Source organism: Luteimonas vadosa, from assembly GCF_039543545.1.
Lineage (GTDB): Bacteria > Pseudomonadota > Gammaproteobacteria > Xanthomonadales > Xanthomonadaceae > Luteimonas > Luteimonas vadosa.
This window is the reverse complement of record NZ_BAABJY010000002.1, coordinates 942,045-966,086: the sequence shown is the minus strand read 5'-3', so window position 1 is coordinate 966,086 and position 24,042 is coordinate 942,045. Positions and strand designations below refer to the sequence as shown.

The window sequence follows — 24,042 nt, the reverse complement described above, 5'->3', positions numbered from 1 at the left end:
CCACCCGCGACCTCGTTGCCTATTGCCGCGCCGGCGCTGGCGTCGCCAGCCCGCGCGCCATGGCTTCGTCGATGAGCGCCTGGACCTGGCGTTCCGCGACGGCGGCCTTCCGTTCGATCTGCGCTCCCAGCGCTTCCATGTCCTTGCCGATGCTTTCCATCGGTTTGGCGGCTTCCTCCATCTGCCGGCCCAGCGCTGCCATGGGGGCGGCCTGCGCCTCCATCCTGCGGGATGCGGCTTCCAGCACGCGCCCGTGCCGTTCCATTTGTGCGCCCAGGCGTTCCTGCCGGGCCGCAAGGGCTTCCATCTTCCGCTCGAGTTCCGCGGCTTCGCCGCGGTCGGCGCCCGGGAGCCGGCGGGACAACGCCGCTTGCTCGCGGGCGAGCGGCTCCATCTGCTTGCCCAGGGCCTCGAGTTGCGCCGCGGCTTCCCGCGCTGCTGGCTCGTCGAACGGGCTGTCGACGTGCAAGGCATCCATGCGCCTGGCGAGTGCGTCCATTTTCCGCTGGTGCGGGCGCATGCGCGCATCCAGTTCCTGCATGCGGGCGTCCAATGCATCGGTGGGTGCCCAGGCGGCGCCCGCCCTGGCGACCAGCTCCGGATCGCGGACCACGTAGGCCCTGCCATCGCGGCGGAACCACAGGAAGTCGGCATCGATCCCACGACGGGCGGCGCGGATCGCTTCGACGTCGTCGAGCGTCCCGGACATCGCGATGCCTTCCTGGCCCTCGCGCACCAGCGCGAATCCGCGGTCGCTGCCGTGCCGGGCCGCGGCGTGCCGGATCGCGTCGGGCGCGGGGGGCGCGGGACTTGCCGGTGCCGGCGGCGGAGGAGGGGGTGCGGGAGGCGCCGGCAGCACCGGCGTGGCAGGGGAGGCCGGTGGCGCGGGAGGCGCCGGAGGCGCGGCATGGAGCGGGGAAATGGCTGCCGGCGCGGGTGGGGCCGGTGGTATCGGCGGTGCAGGCGGGGTCTGCGCGAAGACGAAACCACCGGCTACCAGGCCGAGCACGCACAAGGCGATCAATCCGCCATTGGGGCGCGGGGCGATGGGCTGGATGAGTTGACGGATACGGGACATCAGCAAACCTCCTTGCGCGGATTGCGCAAACCTGGGGACGGACGTGGCATGGCGATCGAGTTCCGAAAGGGCGAGGGCCAGCCGGCGCGGATCCCCGAGCGCCGACGCGGCGATGTCGTCGGCCACCTGTTCGCGCTCGATCCGGATCCGCCGGGAGAGCCACCAGGTCACCGGGTGGTAGAACAGCAGCACCTCGACGACGCCCTGCAGCATGTTCACCAGGTAATCATGGCGCCGGACATGGGCTAGTTCGTGCGCGACCAGTGCCTCTAGCAACTGGCTGGGCATGCGCAGGACCAGGGCGGCGGGCAACAGCACCACCGGCTTCCACCAGCCGGCCGCGAGCGGACTGTCGCCCTCGGCAATTACGCGCAGCGCGATCGGACGTCGAACGCCCATGCGCGCGACGAGCACCTCGAAGCGACGTTGCCAGGCCAGGTCAGCCTCGCGGGATGACGTGCGCAGACGGCCGACCCAACGCAGCCCGCAGGCCATCCGCAATCCGAGGACGACCACGCCCGCCCCCCAGAACGCGACGATCCATGGCAATACATCCGGAGCCGGCGAGGGCGGCGGCGAGAACCCCTGCAGCAACGGCAGCGCGACACCCGCACCGTGGGCGATGCTCGCGGACGCGCTTCCGTCGACGATCGTCGCGAGGGGGGCTGTGCCTGCCGCTTCCAGGGCGCGCACCAGCTGCCAGCCGGGGACGAGCACGCAGGCCAGAAGCGCGGCGCAGGCCACGGCATAGCGCGCTTGCGGTCGTGCATGCCTTAGCACGGCCAGCCAGAGCCAGGCGGTGGCCCCGATCAGGGCGCCCTGCCAGAGGAAATCTGCCAGGACGCGGCCCAGCGTGTGCACCAGGAGCGACGGATCATGCATCGCGGGACTCCTTTAGGAACCGCTGGATCTCCGCGCGTTCGGCATCGCTGACGCGCTCGCTGCGCAGTGCAGCCAGGACCAGGTCCTTTCCGGATCCCGCGAAGGCCTTCTGGATCAGGTCGTCCAGCAGCCTGGTTTGCACGGGTTCGCGCTCCTGCGCCGGCGAATAGACGTGCGAACGCTCGCTCTCGTCGCGCTTGAGCAGGCCCTTGCCGTGCATGACCTGCATCAGGCGGAGCACGCTGGCATAAGCCACGCCAGGCCGTTCGCGCTGCTCCTGCTCGTGCACCTGCTTGACCGTGCTGGGACCGAGGCGCCAGAGGGTCCGGAGCAGGCCAAGTTCGGCCGCAGTGGGCTTGGGAATGCGAGGGTTGCGCGGCACGGCGGCGGCCTGCAGGGCGGAGACGTGGACACCCTACGCCGTCTAGACCAGTCTGTCTAGACCATCTTGTCTATGACTGATGGCACGGTGCGTGGCCGGTGAGGTACGGAGAAGGTTTTGGACGAAAAAAAGGAGGCTCCGGAGAGCCTCCCTGGTGATGCAATGTGTCCGGCTCAGCGGCCGTCGCCATCGGCGTCGCCGGGCAGGGCGCGCTCGATGTAGTGCCAGCCATCGCGCACGGCTTCCTTCGCTTCGTTCCAGGCCAGGCGGGAATTCGCCTTGGTTGATTCCCAGCCGCGCTCCAGGTCGTTCTCGACCTCGTCGAACTTGCGGCCCTTGTACCGCGAGGTGTACTGGTCGTAGCCGTACTGATACGCCGGCCGGTAATCGTTCCAGTCCTTGTCCTGCTGGTAGTAGGGCGCCTTCTGGAAGCGCTCTTCGAAGTGGCGGTTGTACTCGTTCTGGTTGATCGTGCTCTGCATGCTTCTCTCCTTTGAAGCGGGGTGTGCGTCCTACCCTAGGAAATCGCCCATTTCGCGGATGTGAGGATTGCGAACCAGGTTCAGGCCGCGAACAGGGATGTCGATATCGCGTGCACGGGCGGGCACTGCGCGCGCAAATGCCGACGGAAAAGGGCATGCCGACAGTCCCGACACGGATTGGATCCTCTGGGATCGCAGCGTTTGTTTGCCACCAGCTGCCGGCGGCGATCCCTGGTCCCGACGGACAAGCGCCGCCGCGACATCGAGGCCGTGGATTGCACGCCGGAGCCGCAGAGAGGCGAGGCAAGGTGGCTGTTCGACCGGATCGACTTCTGGCGCCGCACGAAGGCGACGAGGACACGTTGGAATGGGTGCGCGGGCGGCGGGCCGTCTCCGTTGTAGCCTCGCCTTGGATGGTCGGGGAGCGGGGCTAGCAGCAGGTTGCGCGCATGTCCCATTCCGGTATCACCGTACTGGAACCCGATGTGGCGACCGGCAGCGCTGCAGGCCCCGCCTCCCTGCAACGCCCCCTCCGTCAGGTCCAAAGAGGGGACGCAGATCGCGGTACGCAGGCCGTCCCCGGCAGGGGTCGGCAGGGCTTCGGGCTGCAGGCGAATCGAGTAGGATCGCGGGGAGTCGCCTGGCCCCGGGGAGAGCAGCATGACCAGCACGTCGCATCGCCATGGTTCCCTTTTCCAACGCGTGGTCCTTTCGGGCACCGTCGGCCTGCTAGTGTCCAGTACTGGCGCCACCCTGGCCGCGCCCCCGGATCTGGCCGCGATCGAGCGTGAGGTCGCCAGGCAGCACGACGTCTCGGTGAAACGATTACAGGACTGGATCGCGCTGCCGTCGATCACCGCCGAGGACCTGAACTCGCGCGAAGGCGTCGAATACATGGCGGCTCTGGCGCGCGACGCGGGCTTTCAGCAAGTGGAGATCATCGAGACCGCCGGCAAGCCCGGCGTGTTCGCCAAGCTCGATGCAGGTGCATCCAAGACGGTGGCCATCTACTTCATGTACGACGTCAAGCAGTTCGATCCTGCCGAATGGAGTTCGCCGCCGCTGGAGGCGAGGCTGGTCGACAAGCCCGGGCTGGGCAAGGTGCTGATGGGTCGCGGCGCCGTGAACCAGAAGGGACCCGAGTCCGCGGTGCTGGCGGCCCTGCATGCCATCCGCGGTGCGGGCCAGGACATGCCGGTCAACGTGGTGCTGGTGGCCGAGGGCGAAGAGGAGATCGGCTCGCCGAATATCGGCGACATCGTCAACGCGCCCCAGGTGCAGGCGGCGTTGCGCGAGGCCGTCGGCATCTTCATCCCCGCCGCGTCGCAGGATCCGGATGGACGCGTGACCGTCAACCTTGGTGCCAAGGGCGTGGTGGAACTCGAACTGGTCGCTACCGGGGAGAAATGGGGCAGGGGGCCGGCCAGGGACATCCATTCGTCGCTGAAGGCCATGGTCGACAGTCCGGCATGGCGGCTGGTCAAGGCCCTGGACACGCTCGTCTCCGACGATGGCAACACCATCACCATCGATGGCTATCCCACGCCCAGGCCATTGAGCGCGAGCGAGAAGTCGATGGTCGCCGCGGGCACGGCCATCCGCAGCGAGGCGCGCGCGAAGCAGGTGCTTGGCGTGCCGCACTGGATCGACGACCTGCCATGGCAGGCCGCCAACGAGCGGCTGGTCTCGCAACCGACCGTCAACATCCAGGGCCTGGTCGGCGGTTATACCGGGCCCGGCGGCAAGACCATCCTGCCGCACCGCGCAGCCGCCAAGCTCGACCTGCGCCTCGTTCCCGGGATGGGCAAGGATGCCGCGGTCGCCGCGCTTCGGTCGCACCTGGCCAAACGCGGCTATGGCGACATCGAGGTCAACGTGACCGGCGGCTACGATCCGACCAGCACGCCGGCGGATGCACCGCTGATCCAGGCGCAGCTGGCGGTGCTCAAACGCAATGGGCTCGATCCCTTGTTGTGGCCCCGCAGCGCCGGCTCGTACCCGGGCTTCATCTTCACCAACCCGCCGCTCAACATGGCCGCCGCCCATTACGGCCTCGGCCACGGCAGCGGTGCGCATGCGCCGGACGAGTACTACGTCATCGAGTCGGCCAATCCGGCGGTGAAGGGCTACGACGGGGCGGTGATGTCCTTCGTCGAGTATTTCTACGAGCTGGCGAAGTAGGCGAGACCGGACCCGTCGAACCACGGGTCCGCCGCGCTGATTGGCCTACATCCATCCAGGGAGGCGCATCGGCATGAAGGCAATCTTTCCATTGCTGGCCAGCCTGCCGCTGGTGCTGGCGCTGCAGGCAGCGCCGGCCGCGGAACCGATGGCGAACCCGCAATCCCTGGCGCTGGTCGAGCAGCTTGGGCTCCAGGAGGCTGACACTCCCAGCCGCGACTACGCGACGTGGGCACGACCCCGCAAGGTGGCGGTACTTTTGCCGGCCAGTTGGGGGGCCGGACGCGAGACCCTGCTGGCGCAGGTGCGTGCCGCGGCGGGCGGGGCGGAGGTGGTGGCATTCGACGGGACGTCGCTCGAGGTGTTGGCCGATGCGGACGTGGTGCTCGGCGTCTGTTCCCCTGACGTGCTGGAAGCCGCACCCCGGTTGCGCTGGTTGCACAGCTACAGCGTCGGTGTCGAGCGGTGCACGCGCTTCGACGGCATCGACCGGCACGATTTCGTGCTCACCAACAACCAGCGCGTTTACGGCCCCGATATCGCGGAGCACGCGATCGCACTGATGCTGGCGCTGTCGAGAAACCTTGGTGCCTATGGTCGCGCGCAGCGGCAAGGGCAGTGGCTGGAGGATGCGCCCCAGTCGATGAATGTCGAAGGCCGCACCCTGCTCGTGCTCGGCCTCGGCGGCATCGGGACCGAGATCGCGCGCCGTGCGCACGCCCTCGGGATGCGCGTGGTCGCGACACGCAATTCAAGCCGGGAAGGCCCAGACTTCGTGGAACAGGTCGGCTTGCCGGAAGAGGCGTCGACACTAGCGGCGAAGGCAGACTTCATCGTCAATGCGTTGCCTCTCACCGACGACACCGCCGGCCGCATCGATCGGGCCTTTTTCGCCGCCGCCAAGCCCGGTGCACGCTACATCTCGGTTGGGCGTGGCGGAACCACGGACACGCCTGGGCTCGTCGATGCGCTGCAATCCGGCCAGATCGGTGGTGCGGGGCTCGACGTGACCGAACCGGAGCCGTTGCCCGCGGGCCATCCGCTGTGGACGATGGAGAACGTGCTGATCACCCCGCACGTCGCGGGGCGCACCGACGAGGCGCGCGAGCGCGCGATGGTGATCGCCATCGAGAACCTTCGCCGCTACAGCTTGGGCGAACCCTTGCTGAGCGTCGTCGACTTGGAACGCGGCTACTGAGGGAAAGCGGGCAGCGCTGCCCAGGCCCTGGGTCCTTGCTCGCCAGGCAACGAATGGCCTGATCGCGCGTTCCTGGTCCGCGCCGTTGCGAATCCTGCCGGAAAAATCCGGCGAACGCGTTGGTCGAGCATGGGGTGGGGCTGGAAGCGGGGGCGCATTCACCGGAAGTGTCCGGCCCACGGGGTACATTGTGCCGGTGTGGAGTGGCATGAGCGGGAGCCGTGCCTGCGAGGACCGCAGGACAGGAGAGGGCGAACATGCAATCTCAGGAAGAGCTGGAGTTCCACCGGGCCTACGACAGGGTCACCGAGGCCTACATCGCGCTCGACACCTCCTGGCGCTACACGCATGTGAACACCGTCGCCGCGAGGATGCTGGGCCGGAATGCGAAGGAGCTCATCGGCAGGCACGTCTGGACGGAGTTCCCCACGCCCGAGGACGATCCGTTCCGCCAGGCCTACGAAACCGCAATGGCCGAGCAGCGGGCCATGACCGTCGAGGCTTTCCATCCGCCCCGCGGCCGCTGGTTCGAAAACCGCATCTATCCTTCGCCCGATGGCTTGACGGTGTCGTTCCTCGATGTCACCGATCGCCGGCGGGCAGAAATCCTGGCGGCCGGTCAGAACAACATCCTTGCCGAAATCGCCACGCAGGCGCCGCTTGCCGACAGCCTGCGCGCGATCGCCCGGCTCCACGAAGCGCTCGATCCGGGTGCGTTGTGCTCGATCCTGCTGGTCGACGACGACCGGACCCACGTCCTGCATGGGGCCGGTCCCAGCCTGCCGGACACCTTCAACGAGGCGATCCATGGGCAGGAGATCGGCGACGCCCGCGGTTCCTGCGGTACCGCGATCTTCCGCCGCGAGCGGGTGGTGGTCGCCGAAATCGCAACGCATCCTTACTGGGCCGGCTACCGGGACGTCGCCCTGGCGCACGGGCTGCAGGCCTGCTGGTCGACGCCGGTGCTCGGGAGCCGCGAGCAGGTCCTGGGCAGCTTCGCCGTGTACTACCGGGAAAAGCGCGAGCCCCGCCCCGATGAACTCGAGAGCATCGAGAAGATGCTCTCGATCACGGCGATCGCCATAGAAAGCGATCAGATGTTGCAACACTCCAGGGAGCGCGACTATTTCTTCGACATGTCGATGGAGCTCTACTGCATCTACGACATCCGGACGCAGCGGATCATCCAGGCCAATCCGACCTTCACCGCCGTGACCGGATACAGCGCGGAGGAACTCGGCTCGTGCCATTTCCTGGACTTCGTGCATCCAGAGGACCTGGGTCGGGCCCGCGGCGCGGCGGAAGTGCTCAATGCCGCCGGGATGCGCGTGGAGAAAGTGGTGTATCGCTTCCGGTGCAAGGACGGCAGCTACCGGTGGTTGTCCTGGGAGTCGATCGTCGGGCCCGGGCTGCTCGGCTTCGCGGTCGCCCATGACGTCACGGAACATCGCATCGCGGAAGCCGCGCTGGCGCACGCCGATACGCACGATGGCGTGACCGATCTTCCCAATCGCCAGATGTTTGAGCTGGCGCTCGAATCCCTGCTCGAGGGCGGCGAACCCGTCTGGGTGCTGCTGGTCGGGTTGGACAGGTTCCATGCAGTGAATGAATCGCTTGGCCACCTCATCGGCGACGAGGTCCTGAAAATCGTTGCAGATCGCCTGGCCGCCATCGTGGGCGCCCGTAGCGCGATCGCGCGTTTCGCGGGCGACCAGTTCGCCATCGCGATCGAGGTCCAGCGGGAACCCTCGGCGGAGGCGCTCGCGCGGCGGGTCCGGGAAGCGATCGCACATCCAGTCGAAGGGGAGGGGTACCGTACAGCGTTGACGGCCAGCGTCGGTATCGCCCGGTCACCGGATCACGGCGAGGTCCCCAGCGACCTGCTTCGTCGAGCGGAAGCCGCCATGGACCGCGTCAAGCGGCAAGGACGGGACGACACCTGCCTGTTTACCCGGCAGCACATGAAGGACGTGGAGCACCGCCTTTCCATCGGGCACCGGCTCCGTGGTGCCGCGGGGCGTGGCGAGATGGAGCTCTTCTACCAGCCGCAACTCCACGCGGGTTCGCGGGAACTGATCGGGTTCGAAGCGCTGATCCGATGGAACGACCCCGAGCGTGGCCGGGTATCGCCGCTGAGCTTCATTCCCGTCGCCGAGGCATTGGGCCTGATGCCCGAGCTCGGGCGCTGGATCGTCGGGGAGGCTTGCCGGCAGGCGAAGGCCTGGCGTGACGAGGGCTTCGACGCGTTCGCCATCTCGATCAACGTCTCCATGCAGGAGCTGCAATCCGGTGGCCTGGTCGCGCAAGTGGCCGATGCGCTGGATCGCAATGGTCTGCCGCCATCGGCCCTGTGCATCGAACTGACCGAAAGTTCGCTGATGGAGAACGTGGAACGCGTCCGCGGAACGCTGTCCGAACTCAAGGCGCTGGGGACGCACATCGCCCTGGACGACTTCGGGACCGGCTATTCAAGCCTTGCCTACCTGAAGCACTTCCCGATCGACAAGCTCAAGATCGACCAGAGTTTCGTGAAGGGCTTACCCGGCGACGTGAACGATGCGGCGATCGCGCGCACGATCGTGGCGATGGCCCACCAGCTCGAAATGCTGGTCTCTGCCGAAGGCGTGGAGAATGATGCGCAGGCCACCTTCCTCACGGAGATCGGCTGCGACGAACTGCAGGGCTACCACTTTGGCAGGCCATGCCGGGCCGGTCACGCGCGAGCGTGGCTTTCGGGAACATCCGCTGGAGGTTGATGGGGGGCGACAGCGTGTTCGCAGCGCAGACCCGGTGTGCGGATGGGGTAGCGTGTCCGCGGTCGCACCCGGGACCCGATTGTTCTAGTCTGCGGGCATCGTGATGCAAGGACAGGAGGTGCCCCATGGCGACCGGTTGGGCCGGGGATGGCGCGGTGCAGGACCAGATCGACGCCACGGTCAAGGATGCGATCAAGCGCGCGCGCAGCCAGCTGCGCGAGGGCCCGGGGCTGGAGCGCTGCGAGGAGTGCGACGCGGACATCCCGGAGGCGCGTCGGAGGGCCGTGCCCGGTGTCCGCCTTTGCGTGGCCTGCCAGGAAGCGCGGGATGCCGAAGGCGGTGCGACCGGGTTGGTGAATCGCCGGGGCAGCAAGGACAGCCAGCTCCGTTGAGCGCCCATCGGTCGGGTGAAGGTGGGGGCTGGCTTCCGCGCTGCGGATGTGGGCGCGGCCCCTGGTGCACACTGGCGAGCCTGGCGGTGAGGACTCGATCATGAAGCCATCCCACGTTGCCTTCGCCCTGGCCATCGTCGCGGCGCTGCTATTGCTGGTGGCGGGGCCTGGCGTCCGCGCCCAGCTTTGGCCCCACGGTACGGGGTTCGAGCTGATGCGGCTGGGGGCATACCTGGGCATGGGCGTCATCGGTCTTTCAGTCGTGTTGCTGCTCCTGCCGCGGATGCGGCGTACGCATCCACGCCTGTTGCTGGCTTCGATGTTGCTCGCGGTCGTTGTCGTGGCGATTCCGTGGCACGGACTCCGCGAGGCGCGGCGCCTGCCGCCCATCCATGACATCTCCACGGACACGACCCAGCCACCTGCATTCGTCGCCGTGCTTCCGTTGCGTGCCGGCGCGCCCAACAGCGCCGAATACGGCGGCGAGGAGATCGCGGCCCAGCAGCGGGTCGGCTACCCGGACCTGGCGCCGCTGCGACTCGACCTGCCGGCCGAGGATGCATTCGAGCACGCGCTGGCCACGGCGCGCCTGATGGGCTGGGAGCTCGTGGACGCTGATCCGGCGAGCGGTCGCATCGAGGCCACGGACACCACGTTCTGGTTCGGGTTCAAGGACGACGTGGTGGTCCGCGTCCGCCCAGATGGCGACGGCAGCCGGATCGACGTGCGCTCGGTCTCGCGCGTGGGCGGCAGCGATGTCGGGGCCAATGCCGCTCGCATCCGTGCCTACCTGAGGCGAATCGGTGGCTAAAGGCCCGTGGCGTGGAGCTCTCACGAAGCAACGCCCGGCGAATGCCAGGCGTTTTGGGTGGAGGCCGTGTGCCTGTGTGTTATCGCAACACCTGCAGGTTGAGGATCGTGGCTAGTACGTTCTGGAGGATGTTGGCACTGCCGTTGTCGTGGCGGCCATAGCGGTATCGCGACGCGTAGCCATCATCGTAGCCGCGGCGGAAGCCCTGGCGGAAGTAGTACTGGTAATCGCGGCGCCCGACGTAGTAGTGGCGGTAGCCGAAGCTGGCGTCGCGGTAGGCGAAGGTGCTGCGGTAGTCGTAGCGCCAGCGGTCCCGGCGGTCGGCTCGTCCCGCGCGGTAACCCTCGCGATATCCGTAGTGGATGGCCTGCCGCAGCAGGTCAGCACCGTAACGGTTGGTGTCGTACCAGTTGCCGCCATAGCCGTAGCGATGGCTGGCCGGCGCGTGGAAGTACGGGTTGTCGTGTCGGTAGCGGAAGGCGCCCAGGCCAGCCTGCTGCCGCAGGAGGCGCCGGTAGTACTCCTGCTGGTAACGATACTGGGACGCACGCCGCTGCTGCTGCAACTGCCTTGCGCGCTGCTGCTGCCATCCCCTCACCTGGGCAGCGTGCTGGCGGTAATCGCGCGCCCGGTCGCGGTGGCGGACCAAACGACGCTGGTGGTCGGCCGCGGAGATGCGGTTCCGTCCCTCGATGGCTCGCGCGGGCCGAGCGTCGCGCGGGGCGATTTCGATGGCCCGGTCGTTGATGCGGCGCCGATCGGCATGGCGTTCGACGTCCCGGTGCCGGTTGGCCTGGCGATTGCGAAGCTCCGCGTCGCGTCGTTGCAGTTGCCGGGCGCGCAGCGTTTCCTGCTGCTGGCGTTCCTGCAGCTGCTCACGCGACACCGACCGCTGGTGCTGCAGACGATCGCGGGCGGTGCTTTCGCGGGCGGTGGCCTGCCGGGCGGCGCGAGCATCGCGGAAGCGGTCGCGGGAAGCGTCGGCACTGCGTTCGGCGCGGCGTTGGAGGGTGGCGCGGCTCGCGTTGGCGTGCTCGCTACGCTGGGGCTGCGCCGCACGGACTCGCCGCTCGGCCTGCCGCGACATGTTGCTCTCACGCTGCATCGCGCGCTGCATGCTGCGTCGTGCGGTGTCGCTCTTGGTGGCCTGTTCCCTGCGAGCCTTGCGCTCGCCTCGCTCGCGAGGCTCCTTTTCTTGTTGCTGTCGGTGGTCGCGCTGGCTTTCGCGCGCGACGGCGGGCGACGAGAAGGCAATCGTCAGCACGACGCCAAGGGCGGCGAGCATGGCCTTGTGGCTGTTGTGGGCGAATGGCATCGATGGGCTCCCATGTGGCGCGGAACGGATTCCGATTGGCATCCACTAGACTTCATCCGCTCTTAACTTGCTCTGAGCAATTCCTTCGCTATTCAGATTCAGGCGATTTCCAGCGGTTTCTGCGCTGTTAGCGCTGGATTTGCCGCTGATGTGGTTCAGCTGTTGCGACGCAATTGCGCCTCGTTTCGGACGAACCGCGCCACGCGCTAAGCTTCGTCGATGCCGCATTCACTGCCCCCGTCCAATGGCGTCGTCGCCAGTCGCGTGCAGTTGCCGCACGGCAAGTTCGCGAGCTTGCTGGATGGGCTGTGCACGCTCTTCCCGCACGTCGGTCGCGATTCCTGGCAGGATCGTTTCGACCGCGGGAGGGTCATGGATTGCACTGGCCGCGCATTCACACCGGAAGCTCCCTATCGCGTCGGCGTCGAGGTGCATTACTACCGGGAAGTCCACGCCGAGCCACGTATGCCGGCGGGCGAACGCGTGCTCCATGTCGATGCGCACCTGGTCGTCGCCGACAAGCCGCACGGGTTGCCGGTGATGCCCTCGGGCCGGTACGCGGCCGAAACCCTCCATGCGCGACTGGTACGGGCGCTAGGAAACGCGCACCTCGTGCCCTTGCACCGCATCGACCGCGATACCGCGGGCCTGGTCCTGTTCTCCGCGGATCCGCGGACTCGACGGCATTACCACGCCTTGTTCAGTGGCCGGGGCATCCGGAAATCCTACGAGGCCATCGCACCCCCATGTCCTGGCTTGTGCTTCCCGTTGCTGCGGGCCAGCCGGCTGGTCCGGGGGGAGCCCTTCCACCGCATGCAGGAGTCGCAGGGCACACCCAACAGCCTGACGCGGATCGACGTGCTCGAGCGGGGCCAGGGCGCCTGGCGCTATGGGCTTGAGCCCGTGAGCGGTCGCAAGCACCAGCTACGCGTCCACATGGCGGCGTTGGGCGCTCCGATCCTCCACGACGGCCTATATGGGGACACGGGACGTTCGCGTGGGTCGGATCCGGCAGGGCCGCTCCAGCTGCTGGCGAAGTCGTTGCGTTTCACCGATCCGATCGACGGGAGCATGCGCGCGTACGAAAGCGGATTCGAGCTCGACTCGGGGCATCTCGACTGAGGCGACACCGAATTCGCTCGCGGCGCAATTCGTCAGCGGTTGAGTGGCGGCTGGCCCGGATTCGTGTTGCTCTTCCAGTCGGGTGGCGGGATGTCGCGGTGGGCGGCCTGCAATGCGGCGGACCAGCGCTCGCGCAGCATGGTGAAGTAGGGGTCTTGTTCGGTGATCCTGCAGGTCTCGATGCCGTCGATGCTGTCGTTGCGGTAGGTAAGCAGGTCCAGCGGCAGTCCGACCCCGAGGTTGGAGCGCAGGGTGGAGTCCATCGAGATCAACGCCAACTTGACGGCCTCCTGGATGGGCGTCTGCATCGTGACCGCGCGGTCGAGGATGGGCTTGCCGTACTTGTGGTCCCCGATCTGCAGGAACGGCGTATCCCGGGTGGCCTCAACGAAATTGCCGGCGTCGTAGATCTGGAACAGGCGCATGGTGCGGCCCGCGAGTTGCCCGCCGAGCATGATGGAGACATCGAACGAAACGTTCTTCTCGCGCATGGCTTCGTCGTGGGTGCGGTGCACCCGCCGGATCGCCTCGCCAATCAATGCGGCGGCCCGGAACATCGTCGGCACGGTGAGGATGGTTTCCACCTGGCCGGTCTCCGGGTCCGGGAGCCCGTCCTGGATCATGTTGATCACCGACTGCGACAAGGACAGGCTGCCTGCGCTCATCACCGCGATCATGCGCTCGCCGGGGACGTGGAAGTACTGCAGCTTGGTGAAGCAGGAGATGTTGTCGATGCCCGCATTGGTGCGGGTATCGGCCAGCATGACGAGGCCCTCGTCAAGGTACATGCCAACGCAGTAGGTCACCGAATGCTCCCTGGGCGACGGCCCGGTGCGCCGGCCGCTGCCTTGCAGCCGCGGCTGGCGAAACCGTGCGCGGTCCGGGCCGGAAGTCTAATGCAGTTGCGCGATGGCATCAGTGGCGCGGTCAGGCCTTGCTGCCGCCGCAGCGGCCAGCCGCTGCTATTGGGCGTGACCAAGATGGGTTGCCTGCGTCTGCGACTGCGAGGACGCCCGTCCGCCTTCGACGATGCTCACGTCCACCTCCATCGTCTCCGATTCGCCGCCCAGTCGGACGCCGCGGATCGGTGCGGCGTCCCGGTAGTCGCGGCCGCAGGCGATGCGTACGTATCGTTCGTCCGGCGATTGGCGGTTGGCGGCATCGAAGCCCACCCAGCCGAGCCCCTCCACGAAGATCTCCGCCCAGGCATGGCTCGCGGCGGCCTCCTCGCCCGCAGGGCACAGGTAGCCGCTGACGTACCGACCGGGGAAGCCCAGTGCGCGCGCCGCGGCGATGAGGACGTGGGCGTGGTCCTGGCAGACGCCGGCGCCGGCTTCGAATGCCTCCGCGGCGGTGGATTCGGCATCGGTCGTGTCCGGCAGGTAATCGACATGGTCGCGAACGCGGTTGCTTAGGCTGTGGAGGCGATCGATATCGCCGTCGCAAGCCGGTTCCGCACGCGCAAGCGCGTCGATGGCATCGTTGCCGGCCGTGAGGCCGGTGGGGCGCAGGTAGAACATCGGCGGCAAGGTCTCGTTGCCTTCACCGTGCACGCCGTGCAGGTCCTCGGTCTCGACCTCGCCCCGGATCGAGATCCGGATGCAATCTGCGTTGCGGTCGATGGTATGCGTCGCGACCGGATTGCCGAATCCGTCCCGGCACGTCGGATGCAGGCGCTTCCCGTCGATCTCGACGCACCAGTCCTTGACGAGGAGCGCGCGGCTGTCGGCCGGCCACATCCGCAGCGCCTGGATCATCAGGTAGGGCGCTTGCGCGTACCGGTACGTCGTGTCGTGGAGAATGCTCAGCCGCATGGTGTGCAGTCACCTTCCCTGGAACAAGTGGCCATCGGCGATTTGCTGGCCGAGGGTATCGGTGCGCTCGATCATGCCCGTCAGGTACTCGTGCAGGCCGCCCGAGATGATGTTTTCCACGCGCGCATAGCGCAGGTCCGCGTGGATCGAATGGGCCATGCGCTTGGCCTCGGAGGATCGATCCTGATCCTGGGCCTTGATCGCGTCGAGGTGCAACGTGATCTGCTGGAAGCAGAACGCCAGGGAGCGGGGGAACTCCTCGCGCAGGACGAGGAGCTCGGCGACGCGCGCCGGCTCGACCTGGCCCTTGAACAGCACGCGGTACGCGCGCCGCGCGCCGACCACGCGCAGGATCGCCAGCCACTGGTAATAGTCGATGACGCCGCCCACGTCGCTGACTTGCGGCAGGCGGACGTGGTACTTCACGTCGAGCAGCCGGGCCGTGTTGTCGGCACGCTCGAGGAACTGGCCCAGGCGGGCGAAGTGGAAGCTGTCCCGGCGCAGCATCGCGTTGGCGCAGACGCCATGGAACAGGCCGACGCGGGCCTTCACCCAGTCCAGGAACGCGGCCCGCCGATCCTCGTCCAGCGGCGCACTGCTGTATTCGCCCAGCTCCTGCCAGGTCGAGTTGATCGCTTCCCACATGTCCGAGGTCAGCGCGGTCCGCACGGCGCGCGCATTGCGCCTCGCGGTCTCGATGCAGCAGGCGATCGACGACGGATTCTTGGTATCGAATGCAAGGTAGTCGAAGACGGTCTCCTCGTCGGCACTCTCATGCCGGGCGAAGTAGCCATCGCGGGCACCGGACGCCACGATGGCCGATTCCCATTCGGCGTTGCGGTCGTCGTCGACGCGGACTGCGTTCATGTGGCCGGCGACCTGCAGCAGCCGCGCGAGGTAGTCGGCGCGTTCCACGTAGCGCGCGAGCCAGAAAAGGTTGTCCGCCGTGCGAGCGAGCATCACGACTCGAGCACCCAGGTGTCCTTGGTGCCGCCGCCCTGCGACGAATTCACCACCAGCGAGCCTTCCCTGAGCGCCACGCGGGTCAGGCCGCCGGGCACGATCCTGACCTTGTCGGCGCCGCACAGCACGAAGGGCCTGAGGTCCACGTGCCGGGGCGCGATCCCGGAGTCGACGAAGGTGGGGATGGTCGACAGCGCCAGCGTAGGCTGCGCGATGTAGTCATCGGGCTTGTCCCGGAGCAGGGCGCGAAATTCCTCGAGCTGCGCGCGACTGGCATGGGGCCCCACCAGCATCCCGTACCCGCCCGAGCCATGGACGGCCTTGACCACCAGTTCGTCCAGGTGGTCCAGCACGTAGCGCAGTTCGTCGGGCTTGCTGCAGTCATGCGTGGGCACGTTGCTCAACAAGGGCTCCTCCCCCAGGTAGAAGCGGACCATCTCCGGCACGTGGATGTACACGGCCTTGTCGTCGGCGATGCCGGCACCGATCGCGTTGGTCAGGGTGACGTTGCCGGCTCGATTGGCGTAGTGCAGGCCGGGGACGCCCAGGGTCGATGCGGGGTTGAACACCAGCGGATCGATGTACTCGTCGTCGATGCGCCGGTAGATGACGTCGACGCGCTCCAGCCCGGCCGTCGTGCGCTGGTAGCACACGTCCTTGCTGACGACCAGGTCCGCGCCCTCGACCAAGCCGATGCCCATCTCGTCGGCCAGGAAGGCGTGCTCGTAGTACGCGCTGTTGTAGATGCCGGGGGTGAGCAGCACCACGGTCGGTTCGCCGTTGCAGTTCGGCGGCGCCAGCGAGCGCAGCGTCGCCAGCAGCTCGTCCGGAAAGTGCGCCACGGGGGCGACCCGGTTGCGCCGGAACAGGTCCGGGAACAACCGCTGCATCACCTCGCGGTTCTCGACCATGTAGGAGACCCCGGACGGCGTCCGGCAGTTGTCCTCCAGCACGTAGTAGTCGTCCGGGCCGGTGCGCACCATGTCGATCCCGGCGATGTGCGAGTACATGCCGCCGGGCAGGTCCAGCCCGGCCATCTCGGGCCGGTACTCGCTGTTGTGCAGGATGAGCTTTTCGGGAACCTTGCCGGCCCGGATGATGTCCCGGTCGTGGTACACGTCATGGATGAAGGCATTGAGCGCGCGCGCACGCTGCTCCAGTCCGGTGCGCAATCGCTGCCATTCGGCCTGCGCCATCACGCGGGGAATGAAATCGAAGGGAATCAGGCGTTCGGGGTCGCCGCCTTCGGTGTAGACCGCGAAGGTGATGCCGATGCGGCGGAACAGGACCTCAGCCTCGCGCCGCTTGAGCGCGAGCGTGTCGGGGGGAAGGGACTTGAGCCAGTCGTCGATCAATGCGTATGGCGGCCGGATCTCGTCCGGCCAGCCCATCTCATCGAAAATCCCTTGTTCGCCGCGCATTGCGTCTCCCGCGAGTGGGTCCGTCCCGGCGTGCGATCACCTGTGCGTGACCAGGCACGGCAGCAAGCGAGGGCCAGGCGCTGGTGGCTGGACCGGCACAGTATGGGCAGGTGACAAGAAAGATCGCGTAAAGACCGGGTTCCTCGTCAATTCCGCCGGTTGCAGACCGCGACCGACGGAACGACCGCCGATCATCGTGGAAGCTTAGCCTTGTCTGGCGATTGCGTCGCAGCGTGTACGGAACTCGGCGCCTTCACCCTTACGTGGCCGCGGCGCTGCCCGGGGCGTAGCTGCGCAACCATGCTTGCAGTTCTTGCGGCGGCATTGGCTTGCCGAAGAAATAACCTTGGGCGACGTCACACCCTGCCGCGCGCAACGCCTCGAGCGTGCCCGCGTCCTCGATTCCCTCGCCCACGACCGACATGCCGAAGCGGTGGGCGAGGTCGATGATGAGGGAGGTGATGTCCGCGCTGGCGCGATCCGAGAGCAGGTCAGAAACGAACGAACGGTCGATCTTCAACTCGTCGACGGGAAGGTTGCGGAAATACGCAAGGCAGGAGTATCCCGTCCCGAAGTCGTCGATCGAGATCGTGACACCCAGGTCGCGGATGCGCTGCAGGATTTCAGTGGAACGATCCCGCTCCATGAGGGAGTCCTCGGTGATCTCCAGCACCAGTTTCACCTTCTCGGAGCGCCAGAGGTTGAGCGCATTGTCGACTTGCTCGGGCAGATCCATGTGGCCTGCGACGCTACCCGGGACATTGAGCGACATCGTCAGCGGCCCCCAGTCGTGCTCCCATTGCGCCGCTTGCCTGAGCACTGTATTGAGCGCCCATAGAGTCATCTTCCTGGTGAGCCCCATTCGATCTGCAATCGGCATGAACACGGAGGGCGAAACCTGGCCACGCGTCGGGCTGTTCCACCGCATCAACGCCTCGACGCCACATGGAGCCATGTCGGAGAGGCGGACCTGGGGCTGGTAATGCATGCAGAGTTCGCCCCGTTCGAGGGCGTTCGCCAGGTTGAGTTCGAGGTCCCAAAGGTCGGAGAGCGGCATGGTGCGCGCCTGGTCCTCGGCGAACAGGTATTTGCGACCCTGCAGGCGAGCAGACGCGAGCGTCATTTCCGCGACGCGCAGCAGGTACTCCGGGTGCGTTGCATGGACCGGGCACAATGCGGCCCCGGCAGTGATGGCGAGGCAGACCGGGCCTTCGGGCGACTGCAAGGGGACTTCGAGCAGCCGGAAAAGCTTCTGGACCGCGAGCTCCGCGTGGCCTGGATTCAGAACGGTAGGCAACAGCAGCGCGAATCGATTGTCCCCGATGCGGCCAACATGGTCGTACTTCCGGGCGACGCTTTTCAGCTGGACGCCCAAGTGGACGAGCGCCTCGTCGCCGAACGCGTACCCGCTGGTGCCATTGATCTGTGCGAAATGGTCGATGTCCACGACGACCAGCGCCAGCAGGTTGCGGCGGTCGTTGGCGTAGCCGATGTGCCGCCGAAGCAGGGAGAGGAACCCTCTCCTGTCGGGCAGGCCGGTCAGCCGGTCGTGCAGGTCGTCCATGCGATCGGCCTAGCTCAGGAACAATTCGGCGGTGTCGATGCCGTGTGCACCTGGCGGAAGCCCTCGCCGGATGCTCAACACGACGCCGTTGGCATCCTCGATCATGTCATTCAGGTCGATCTTGCGGAAGTTGGCCACGGGTTTCTTCTGCGCATCCAGCAGGACCATGACCTCTGGTCGCAGCCGTCGCAGGCTGTGCACGCTGGTGACCACGCCTACGCAGCCATCGGACAGCTCGACGAGGGAACCACTGGGATAGATCCCACAGGTCTGAATGAATTGCTCGACCAGTTCTGCCTGATAGAGCTGCCCTCGGGCGAGGTACAGCTCCATGACAGCCTGGTGGGGCGACCTGCTTTCCATGAACTTGCGCACGCTGGTCATTGCGTGGTAGCTGTCGATCAAGCCCAGGATCCGGCCGAACATCGGGATCTCCGTCCCGCTGAGTCCGTGCGGATACCCGCTGCCGTCATGTCGCTCGTGGTGCGTGGCGATCGCTTCCAGCATGCGCAGGGTGATGCCCTCCGTTCCTTCCAGGATGTCCAGGCTGTGCTGGACATGCGTGCGCATGATCGCGGAATCGCTCTCGTCCAGGGGTGCCGGTTGGGACAGCAAGCGGTTGGGCAGCCGGGTTTTTCCAACGTCGAACAGCAGTCCGCTCAGGGCCAGTTCCCCGAGTTCACTGCGATCCAGCCCAAGGTGCCGGCCGAAGCTGGCCGCCCAGACGGAGCAGCCCAGCGCATGGTGGTAAGCGTAGTCGTCCTTGCGCCTGATGGCCTTCAGCCAGACGAATGCAGAGGGATTGCGCGTGATGGAGTCGATCATTGCATCGACGCCGGTCCTGAGGTTCTCGATCGTCAATTGGCGACCCGCCTGGAGGTCCTCCATGACGGTATTGATGCTCTCGCTCAGGGACTCGTGCGCGGCCTCGGCATCGGCGAGCTCTTCGTCGAACTCGGTCTGAACTTCCCACACCGTCTTCCGGAGCGCTGCGATTTCCTCCTCGCTCTGTGCCTCCCTCACCAGATCGGGCGTTCCCAGGTCAACGAACCTCGGGTTCGGCGAGGCGCCCCGCGACACGTCCACGTAAACGTGACTGCACAGGCGACGCAAGGTCTCGACGTCAGCGTCACTCGTGAGGCGAAAACCCTCGAGGGGATAGTCCGTGCCCAGCCAGGGACGGTCCAGCCTGGCGACATACATGTCCACCTCCAGTCCCTGGACCGTAATCCTCAACTCCTGTGTGAAATCGTCCACCCACGTCCCCGTTAAAGGCCCGCGCGCAGCATAACTTGGGAGGCCGGGACGGTGGGAGCCCTGCGTGTGGCCCGCCTCGCCGGTTCCGGGACCGTCCTCCCCGCTGGCCAAGGATCGCCTTCTCGCTCCGTGTCCGGCTACGATGGAACGTCCATGAACCGATCGATGGCGATGCCACCTGCGATCCCCCATTCGACACGGGGTCGTGCGCGGCAGCCGGGAAGCAGGCGCATGCATCACCCCGACGCTCGTCGAACCCCCGCTCACCGTGCTGGCCGTGCCCGGATCCTGGAGGCTTGCCGGACTCGGCGTGGCTACAACGCGCGAGGGCACGCTGCTGCCGCTGGCCATGGCGTGCCCGTGCGGAACTGGCGTGGCTGACCGGCAGGCGTTCTGGCGCCTGGCGGCTGACTGGCTGGGCACGGTCCTTGGGACGGAACCGGTCGATCCCACCGGCAAGCGATTGCGCCGTGCGGCAGTACACAGCTATGGCGAGTACACCGCGCTGCGATTCGTCCGGGGCCAGACCCAGAGCCGGATGCGGACCCGGGATCCGGATTTCCTGCTGATCGACTACACGCGCACGATGCTCGCCTGCCTGCTGTGGCGGCCAGCGCCGGCCTGCATCGGCGTGGTTGGCCTGGGCGGCGGCTCCCAAGTCAAGTTCTGTCGCCGGCATCTGCCCTGTGCGCGGATCGAAGTCGTCGAGAACAATCCGCAGGTCATCGCCCTGCGCGACAGGTTCCTCGTCCCGGCGGACGACGAGCGGTTGCAGGTGTCGCTCGACGACGGCGCCCGCTTCGTCGCGGCGCGACCCGGCCGCTACGACATGCTGCTCGTGGATGGATACGACGAAACAGGCATCCCCGGGGCGCTCTCCACCCAAGCGTTCTACGACGATTGCCGGGAGGCGCTCCTCGACGGAGCGGCGATGTCCGTCAATCTCTTCTGTGGCGACGCTGACGCGCACGTCCGGCGCCTGCGCCGCAGTTTCGGCGACGGCAACGTGCTGCTGGTGGAGGAAGACGCGATGAGCAACCGGGTGGCGTTCGCGTGGCGTGGCGCTCCGCCAGCGGCTTCCGGTGAATACGTGGAGTCGATCCTCGCCGCGCTACCGCCGGGGGCGGGCGAGCAGTTGGCGCCGGTGTTTCGGCGGGTCGCGGCCCGCATTGGCGACGGGCGCGCTGTGCGCGCGTGAATCGGGGCAGTCGCCCGCTTGGCGGGCGTGTGCGAGCATGGGGGGCATGAATCTCTGCGACACCCCGCCAGCGCCACTCGCGGACCAGGATTTCGCGCCCATCCTTGACTGGATCGCCGCTGAGGTGCGCCCCTGGGTCGGACGCGGCAAGGTGGCCGATTACATCCCGCGCCTCGCCGAGGTCCCGGCCGACCGGTTCGGAATGGCGGTGGCGACCCTCGATGGCCGGCTGCTGCAGGTCGGCGATGCCGAGGAGGCTTTTTCGATCCAGAGCATCTCCAAGGTCTTCACGCTGACCATGGCCCTGGAGGCCTTGGGCAACGAACTGTGGAATCGCGTCGGGCGCGAACCCTCCGGCAGCCCCTACAACTCGCTGGTGCAGCTCGAGCGCGAACACGGGATCCCCCGCAATCCGCTGATCAACGCCGGCGCGCACGTGGTCGCGGACGTCATCCTGTCCAGCGACGACGACGCGCGCGGGCGCCTCCTGTCGTTCGTGCGCGCGCGCTCGGACGACATGGCCGTGGAGATGGATCCGGAGGTCGCCAGGTCCGAGCGCGTGGCGGGGTACCGGAACACGGCGCTCGCGAATTTCATCCGCAGCTTCGGCAACCTCGACAACCCCGTCGAGGCGGTGCTCGACTTCTATTACCACCAGTGCGCCATCCGGATGAACTGCGTCGATCTCGCGCGCAGCTTCCTCTACCTTGCGAACCGTGGCCGCTGTCAGCACTCCGGGGAGGTCGTCATCAGCCCCGAGCGCGCCAAGCGCATCAACGCCATCATGCTGACCTGCGGCACCTACGACGCGGCGGGCGAATTCGCGTTCCGGGTGGGCTTGCCCGCGAAGAGCGGGGTGGGGGGCGGCATCGTCGCGGTGGTACCGAATGTCCTCGCCGTCGCGGTCTGGTCGCCCGGGCTGGACGACAAGGGCAACTCCCTGGCGGGTGCGCAGGCGTTGGACCTGTTTACGACGCGCACGGGGCTGTCCGTGTTCTGATCGATCCGGGCGCGACCGCCGCTGCCCACAAACGAGACGATGCGAGGCTGATCGATGGAAGACCTTCTCCAGCAATCCAGATCAATCCTTCCCATGCTCGGCGCTTTCCTGCTCGCCTTGCCGATCGCGTGGAACCGCGAGCGCAACAGCAACATCATGGGGCTGCGCACCTTTCCGCTGGTGGCGGTGGGCGCGTGTGCCTACGTGATGATCGGCATCGAGTTCATCGGCCATGACAACCCGGACGCCACGGCACGGATCATGCAGGGCCTGATGACCGGCATCGGTTTCGTCGGCGGTGGCGCGATCCTGAAGCATGCGGACCACGTGTCGGGCACCGCATCCGCAGCCAGCATCTGGATCATCGGGGCGATGGGCGCGGCGGCCGGATTCGGATACTGGGGCTATGCCGTCGCGCTGTCCGTGATCAACCTCGGCGTCGTGCTGCTCCTGGGCGGACTCAAGAAGCGCGTCAACGGCGAGGATCCGGACGACTGAGTGGCGGGCCGCCGATCCGAGCCACGCGCGGTCAACGGTCGCGTGTGGTGCCTGGAGGCACGGATGTCGCTGCCAGTCTGGAACCATCGTGTCGTGCACGTGCCACCCTGCTGGGCTGGACGGCTTAACGACGGCATCGCACCAGCGTGGAGAAGGGGTCATGGACGGCCACGCTGGCATCGCCTGCCGAACCGTCGGAGGGTGCGGCGGTAGCGTGGCGTTGGAATGCGCGAGGCTCGATCGGAGCGCGAGGCGCTGGCCAGCCTTTCCAAGGCTCGCCCAACCGGAGCAAAGGACGAAGCCGGCCCGCGGGCCACCGCGCCGTGTCCGCTGCCCGGCGCCGTTGGCGTTGGAGCCTCCATGGCCCGCAAGAGCCGGCCGACCGGGGACCCCAAGATGAGCATGAGCCGACGCACCTTCCTGTCAGCCCCCGCTGCCCTGGCCGCCACGGGGTTGATGCCCGGCCCCCTGCTGGCGGCGGTCGCCGCGGAAACCCCCGGCATGCCGGATCTCTCCAGCTGGGAGGCGGTACGCGCCCAGTTCGCACTGGATCCGTCACTGCTGCATTTCGCCAGCTTCTACATCGCCAGCCATCCCGCGCCAGTGCGCGAGGCGATCGAAGGCTACCGGCGCGCCATGGACCGCAATCCTTTCCACGTGGTCGAGCACGGCATGTTCGGGGACGATGCCCAGAACCTTCCGCTCCAGGTGCAGCGGGAGGCAGCGGCGTACCTGGGCGGGAACCCGGAGGAGGTCTGCCTGACCGGCAACACCACCACCGGGCTGGCGCTGGTCTACCAGGGCTTGCCGCTCGAGCGCGGCGACGAGGTGCTCACCACCGTCCATGACCATTACTCGCACCATGAGTCGATCCGCCTGGCCACCGAGCGGGCGGGCGCGTCGATGCGGAAGATCGCGTTGTTCGACGACTCGGCCTCTGCTGGCACCGACGCGATCATCGAGCGGCTGCTCGAGGCCATCGGACCGAGGACGCGCGTCGTCGGCTTGACCTGGGTGCATTCCAGCACCGGCATCCGGTTGCCGATCCGCGAGATTTCGGCGGCCCTGCGGCGGCGTGGCGGACGACCGCTGCTGCTGGTCGTCGACGGCGTGCATGGGCTGGGGTCGGTGGACGAGACCATCGCCACCATGGGTTGCGACTACTTCTGCGCTGGCACGCACAAGTGGATGTTCGCGCCCCGGGGAACGGGACTGGTCTGGGCGAGCGCCGAGAACTGGGCGCGCCTGCGTCCGATCATCCCCAGCTTCACCGACCTCGGCCAGTACGAAGCCTGGCTCGAGGACCGGGAACCGTCGACGCCAACCAACGCCAACCGCATGTCCCCCGGCGGATTCCACGCCTACGAGCACCAGTGGGCCATGGCAGCCGCCTTCCGCATGCACCAGCGAATCGGCAGGGACCGGGTCGCGGCGCGGATCGCCGCGCTCAACACGCAGTGCAAGGCCGGCCTGGCGCAGAACCCGAAGGTGAAGTTGCATACCCCCGCGTCCGCGGACCTGTCCGCCGGGCTCGTCGTGTTCGAGGTCGAGGGCGTGGCGCCGGCGAGCGTGGTCGAGCAACTGCTCGCCAAGGGCATCATCGCCAGTACCAGCCCCTATGCGGTCACCTACGCGCGGCTCGCGCCGAGCCTGGTCAACACGCCGGAGCAGGTCGACCAGGCCGTGCGTGCGGTGCGGGAGATCTCGGGCTGATCGACGTTGCGGTCC

Annotated in this window: 21 protein-coding genes; 11 read left to right on the top strand and 10 right to left on the bottom strand. The window is 67.2% G+C overall.

Going from position 1 to position 24,042, the window contains the following annotated elements; genetic code table 11:
- Window positions 1-19: 19 nt before the first annotated feature.
- The 3 genes from ABD970_RS10310 to ABD970_RS10300 all read right to left on the bottom strand — a co-directional run bounded on the left by ABD970_RS10310 (window position 20) and on the right by ABD970_RS10300 (window position 2,824).
- Window positions 20-1,960 carry a M56 family metallopeptidase gene (locus tag ABD970_RS10310; protein ID WP_345295378.1) on the bottom strand — a complete coding sequence of 647 codons (1,941 nt, stop codon included), beginning with the start codon at window positions 1,958-1,960 and terminating at the stop codon, window positions 20-22.
- Window positions 1,953-2,342, bottom strand: a complete 390-nt coding sequence (locus ABD970_RS10305; RefSeq protein WP_345295377.1) for a BlaI/MecI/CopY family transcriptional regulator — start codon at window positions 2,340-2,342, stop codon at window positions 1,953-1,955. The genes ABD970_RS10310 and ABD970_RS10305 overlap by 8 nt, the downstream gene beginning before the upstream one ends.
- A 173-nt stretch (window positions 2,343-2,515) precedes the next feature.
- A complete protein-coding gene (locus ABD970_RS10300) occupies window positions 2,516-2,824 on the bottom strand; it encodes a hypothetical protein (RefSeq protein WP_345295376.1) in 309 nt (102 codons plus the stop codon).
- A gap of 660 nt (window positions 2,825-3,484) precedes the next feature.
- Between ABD970_RS10300 and ABD970_RS10295 the strand changes: the two genes are divergently transcribed.
- The 5 genes from ABD970_RS10295 (at window position 3,485) to ABD970_RS10275 (ending at window position 10,162) form a co-directional block, all read left to right on the top strand.
- A complete protein-coding gene (locus tag ABD970_RS10295; RefSeq protein ID WP_345295375.1) occupies window positions 3,485-5,005 on the top strand; it encodes a M20/M25/M40 family metallo-hydrolase in 1,521 nt (506 codons plus the stop codon).
- 73 nt (window positions 5,006-5,078) lie between these two features.
- On the top strand, window positions 5,079-6,203 hold the full coding sequence (locus ABD970_RS10290) for a D-2-hydroxyacid dehydrogenase (RefSeq protein ID WP_345295374.1): 1,125 nt from the start codon (window positions 5,079-5,081) through the stop codon (window positions 6,201-6,203).
- Window positions 6,204-6,460: 257 nt separating this feature from the next.
- Window positions 6,461-8,959 carry a sensor domain-containing protein gene (locus ABD970_RS10285; protein ID WP_345295373.1) on the top strand — a complete coding sequence of 833 codons (2,499 nt, stop codon included), beginning with the start codon at window positions 6,461-6,463 and terminating at the stop codon, window positions 8,957-8,959.
- A gap of 125 nt (window positions 8,960-9,084) precedes the next feature.
- Entirely contained in the window at window positions 9,085-9,351 is a 267-nt protein-coding gene (locus ABD970_RS10280; RefSeq protein ID WP_345295372.1) for a DksA/TraR family C4-type zinc finger protein, read from the top strand.
- 100 nt (window positions 9,352-9,451) lie between these two features.
- Window positions 9,452-10,162 (top strand): DUF1499 domain-containing protein, encoded by a 711-nt coding sequence (locus ABD970_RS10275; protein WP_345295371.1) that lies wholly within the window; start codon window positions 9,452-9,454, stop codon window positions 10,160-10,162.
- A gap of 79 nt (window positions 10,163-10,241) precedes the next feature.
- Here ABD970_RS10275 and ABD970_RS10270 read toward each other — a convergent pair whose 3' ends face one another.
- Window positions 10,242-10,760 carry a hypothetical protein gene (locus tag ABD970_RS10270; protein WP_345295370.1) on the bottom strand — a complete coding sequence of 173 codons (519 nt, stop codon included), beginning with the start codon at window positions 10,758-10,760 and terminating at the stop codon, window positions 10,242-10,244.
- A 9-nt stretch (window positions 10,761-10,769) separates the two neighbouring features.
- On the opposite strand from ABD970_RS10270, the gene ABD970_RS10265 reads away from it, so the two are divergent.
- Both ABD970_RS10265 and ABD970_RS10260 read left to right on the top strand, forming a co-directional pair.
- Window positions 10,770-11,543, top strand: coding sequence for a hypothetical protein (locus ABD970_RS10265; protein WP_345295369.1), 774 nt, complete (start codon window positions 10,770-10,772; stop codon window positions 11,541-11,543).
- A gap of 153 nt (window positions 11,544-11,696) precedes the next feature.
- On the top strand, window positions 11,697-12,599 hold the full coding sequence (locus ABD970_RS10260) for a pseudouridine synthase (protein ID WP_345295368.1): 903 nt from the start codon (window positions 11,697-11,699) through the stop codon (window positions 12,597-12,599).
- A 32-nt stretch (window positions 12,600-12,631) separates the two neighbouring features.
- Here the strand turns inward: ABD970_RS10260 and ABD970_RS10255 are convergent, their stop codons facing one another.
- From ABD970_RS10255 to ABD970_RS10230, 6 genes are all read right to left on the bottom strand, one after another.
- Window positions 12,632-13,405, bottom strand: coding sequence for a proteasome-type protease (locus tag ABD970_RS10255; RefSeq protein WP_345295367.1), 774 nt, complete (start codon window positions 13,403-13,405; stop codon window positions 12,632-12,634).
- A gap of 156 nt (window positions 13,406-13,561) precedes the next feature.
- Complete coding sequence (locus ABD970_RS10250; protein ID WP_345295366.1) at window positions 13,562-14,413, bottom strand: transglutaminase family protein; 852 nt, start codon at window positions 14,411-14,413, stop codon at window positions 13,562-13,564.
- A 9-nt stretch (window positions 14,414-14,422) separates the two neighbouring features.
- The gene (locus tag ABD970_RS10245; RefSeq protein ID WP_345295365.1) at window positions 14,423-15,373 is read right to left on the bottom strand and encodes an alpha-E domain-containing protein; all 951 of its coding nucleotides are present in this window, start codon (window positions 15,371-15,373) and stop codon (window positions 14,423-14,425) included.
- Window positions 15,373-16,797, bottom strand: coding sequence for a circularly permuted type 2 ATP-grasp protein (locus ABD970_RS10240; protein ID WP_345295364.1), 1,425 nt, complete (start codon window positions 16,795-16,797; stop codon window positions 15,373-15,375). The genes ABD970_RS10245 and ABD970_RS10240 overlap by 1 nt, the downstream gene beginning before the upstream one ends.
- A gap of 259 nt (window positions 16,798-17,056) precedes the next feature.
- Window positions 17,057-18,361, bottom strand: coding sequence for a putative bifunctional diguanylate cyclase/phosphodiesterase (locus ABD970_RS10235; protein WP_345295363.1), 1,305 nt, complete (start codon window positions 18,359-18,361; stop codon window positions 17,057-17,059).
- Window positions 18,362-18,370: 9 nt separating this feature from the next.
- The gene (locus ABD970_RS10230; protein WP_345295362.1) at window positions 18,371-19,618 is read right to left on the bottom strand and encodes a cyclic di-GMP phosphodiesterase; all 1,248 of its coding nucleotides are present in this window, start codon (window positions 19,616-19,618) and stop codon (window positions 18,371-18,373) included.
- Between the two features lie 205 nt (window positions 19,619-19,823).
- On the opposite strand from ABD970_RS10230, the gene ABD970_RS10225 reads away from it, so the two are divergent.
- From ABD970_RS10225 to ABD970_RS10210, 4 genes are all read left to right on the top strand, one after another.
- Window positions 19,824-20,816 carry a spermine/spermidine synthase domain-containing protein gene (locus ABD970_RS10225; RefSeq protein ID WP_345295361.1) on the top strand — a complete coding sequence of 331 codons (993 nt, stop codon included), beginning with the start codon at window positions 19,824-19,826 and terminating at the stop codon, window positions 20,814-20,816.
- Window positions 20,817-20,862: 46 nt separating this feature from the next.
- A complete protein-coding gene (locus ABD970_RS10220) occupies window positions 20,863-21,816 on the top strand; it encodes a glutaminase (protein ID WP_345295360.1) in 954 nt (317 codons plus the stop codon).
- 93 nt (window positions 21,817-21,909) lie between these two features.
- Window positions 21,910-22,314: an MgtC/SapB family protein gene (locus ABD970_RS10215; protein ID WP_345295359.1), complete on the top strand. Its 405-nt coding sequence runs from the start codon at window positions 21,910-21,912 to the stop codon at window positions 22,312-22,314.
- Window positions 22,315-22,674: 360 nt separating this feature from the next.
- The gene (locus ABD970_RS10210) at window positions 22,675-24,027 is read left to right on the top strand and encodes an aminotransferase class V-fold PLP-dependent enzyme (protein ID WP_345295358.1); all 1,353 of its coding nucleotides are present in this window, start codon (window positions 22,675-22,677) and stop codon (window positions 24,025-24,027) included.
- Window positions 24,028-24,042 lie beyond the last annotated feature (15 nt).

Coding starts and splice junctions, on each gene's coding strand:
- ABD970_RS10310 (WP_345295378.1), bottom strand. CDS start 1,960: ATGCATGATCCGTCGCTCCTGGTGCACACGCTGGGCCGCGTCCTGGCA.
- ABD970_RS10300 (WP_345295376.1), bottom strand. CDS start 2,824: ATGCAGAGCACGATCAACCAGAACGAGTACAACCGCCACTTCGAAGAG.
- ABD970_RS10295 (WP_345295375.1), top strand. CDS start 3,485: ATGACCAGCACGTCGCATCGCCATGGTTCCCTTTTCCAACGCGTGGTC.
- ABD970_RS10290 (WP_345295374.1), top strand. CDS start 5,079: ATGAAGGCAATCTTTCCATTGCTGGCCAGCCTGCCGCTGGTGCTGGCG.
- ABD970_RS10285 (WP_345295373.1), top strand. CDS start 6,461: ATGCAATCTCAGGAAGAGCTGGAGTTCCACCGGGCCTACGACAGGGTC.
- ABD970_RS10280 (WP_345295372.1), top strand. CDS start 9,085: ATGGCGACCGGTTGGGCCGGGGATGGCGCGGTGCAGGACCAGATCGAC.
- ABD970_RS10275 (WP_345295371.1), top strand. CDS start 9,452: ATGAAGCCATCCCACGTTGCCTTCGCCCTGGCCATCGTCGCGGCGCTG.
- ABD970_RS10260 (WP_345295368.1), top strand. CDS start 11,697: ATGCCGCATTCACTGCCCCCGTCCAATGGCGTCGTCGCCAGTCGCGTG.
- ABD970_RS10250 (WP_345295366.1), bottom strand. CDS start 14,413: ATGCGGCTGAGCATTCTCCACGACACGACGTACCGGTACGCGCAAGCG.
- ABD970_RS10245 (WP_345295365.1), bottom strand. CDS start 15,373: ATGCTCGCTCGCACGGCGGACAACCTTTTCTGGCTCGCGCGCTACGTG.
- ABD970_RS10240 (WP_345295364.1), bottom strand. CDS start 16,797: ATGCGCGGCGAACAAGGGATTTTCGATGAGATGGGCTGGCCGGACGAG.
- ABD970_RS10235 (WP_345295363.1), bottom strand. CDS start 18,361: ATGGACGACCTGCACGACCGGCTGACCGGCCTGCCCGACAGGAGAGGG.
- ABD970_RS10220 (WP_345295360.1), top strand. CDS start 20,863: ATGAATCTCTGCGACACCCCGCCAGCGCCACTCGCGGACCAGGATTTC.
- ABD970_RS10215 (WP_345295359.1), top strand. CDS start 21,910: ATGCTCGGCGCTTTCCTGCTCGCCTTGCCGATCGCGTGGAACCGCGAG.
- ABD970_RS10210 (WP_345295358.1), top strand. CDS start 22,675: ATGGCCCGCAAGAGCCGGCCGACCGGGGACCCCAAGATGAGCATGAGC.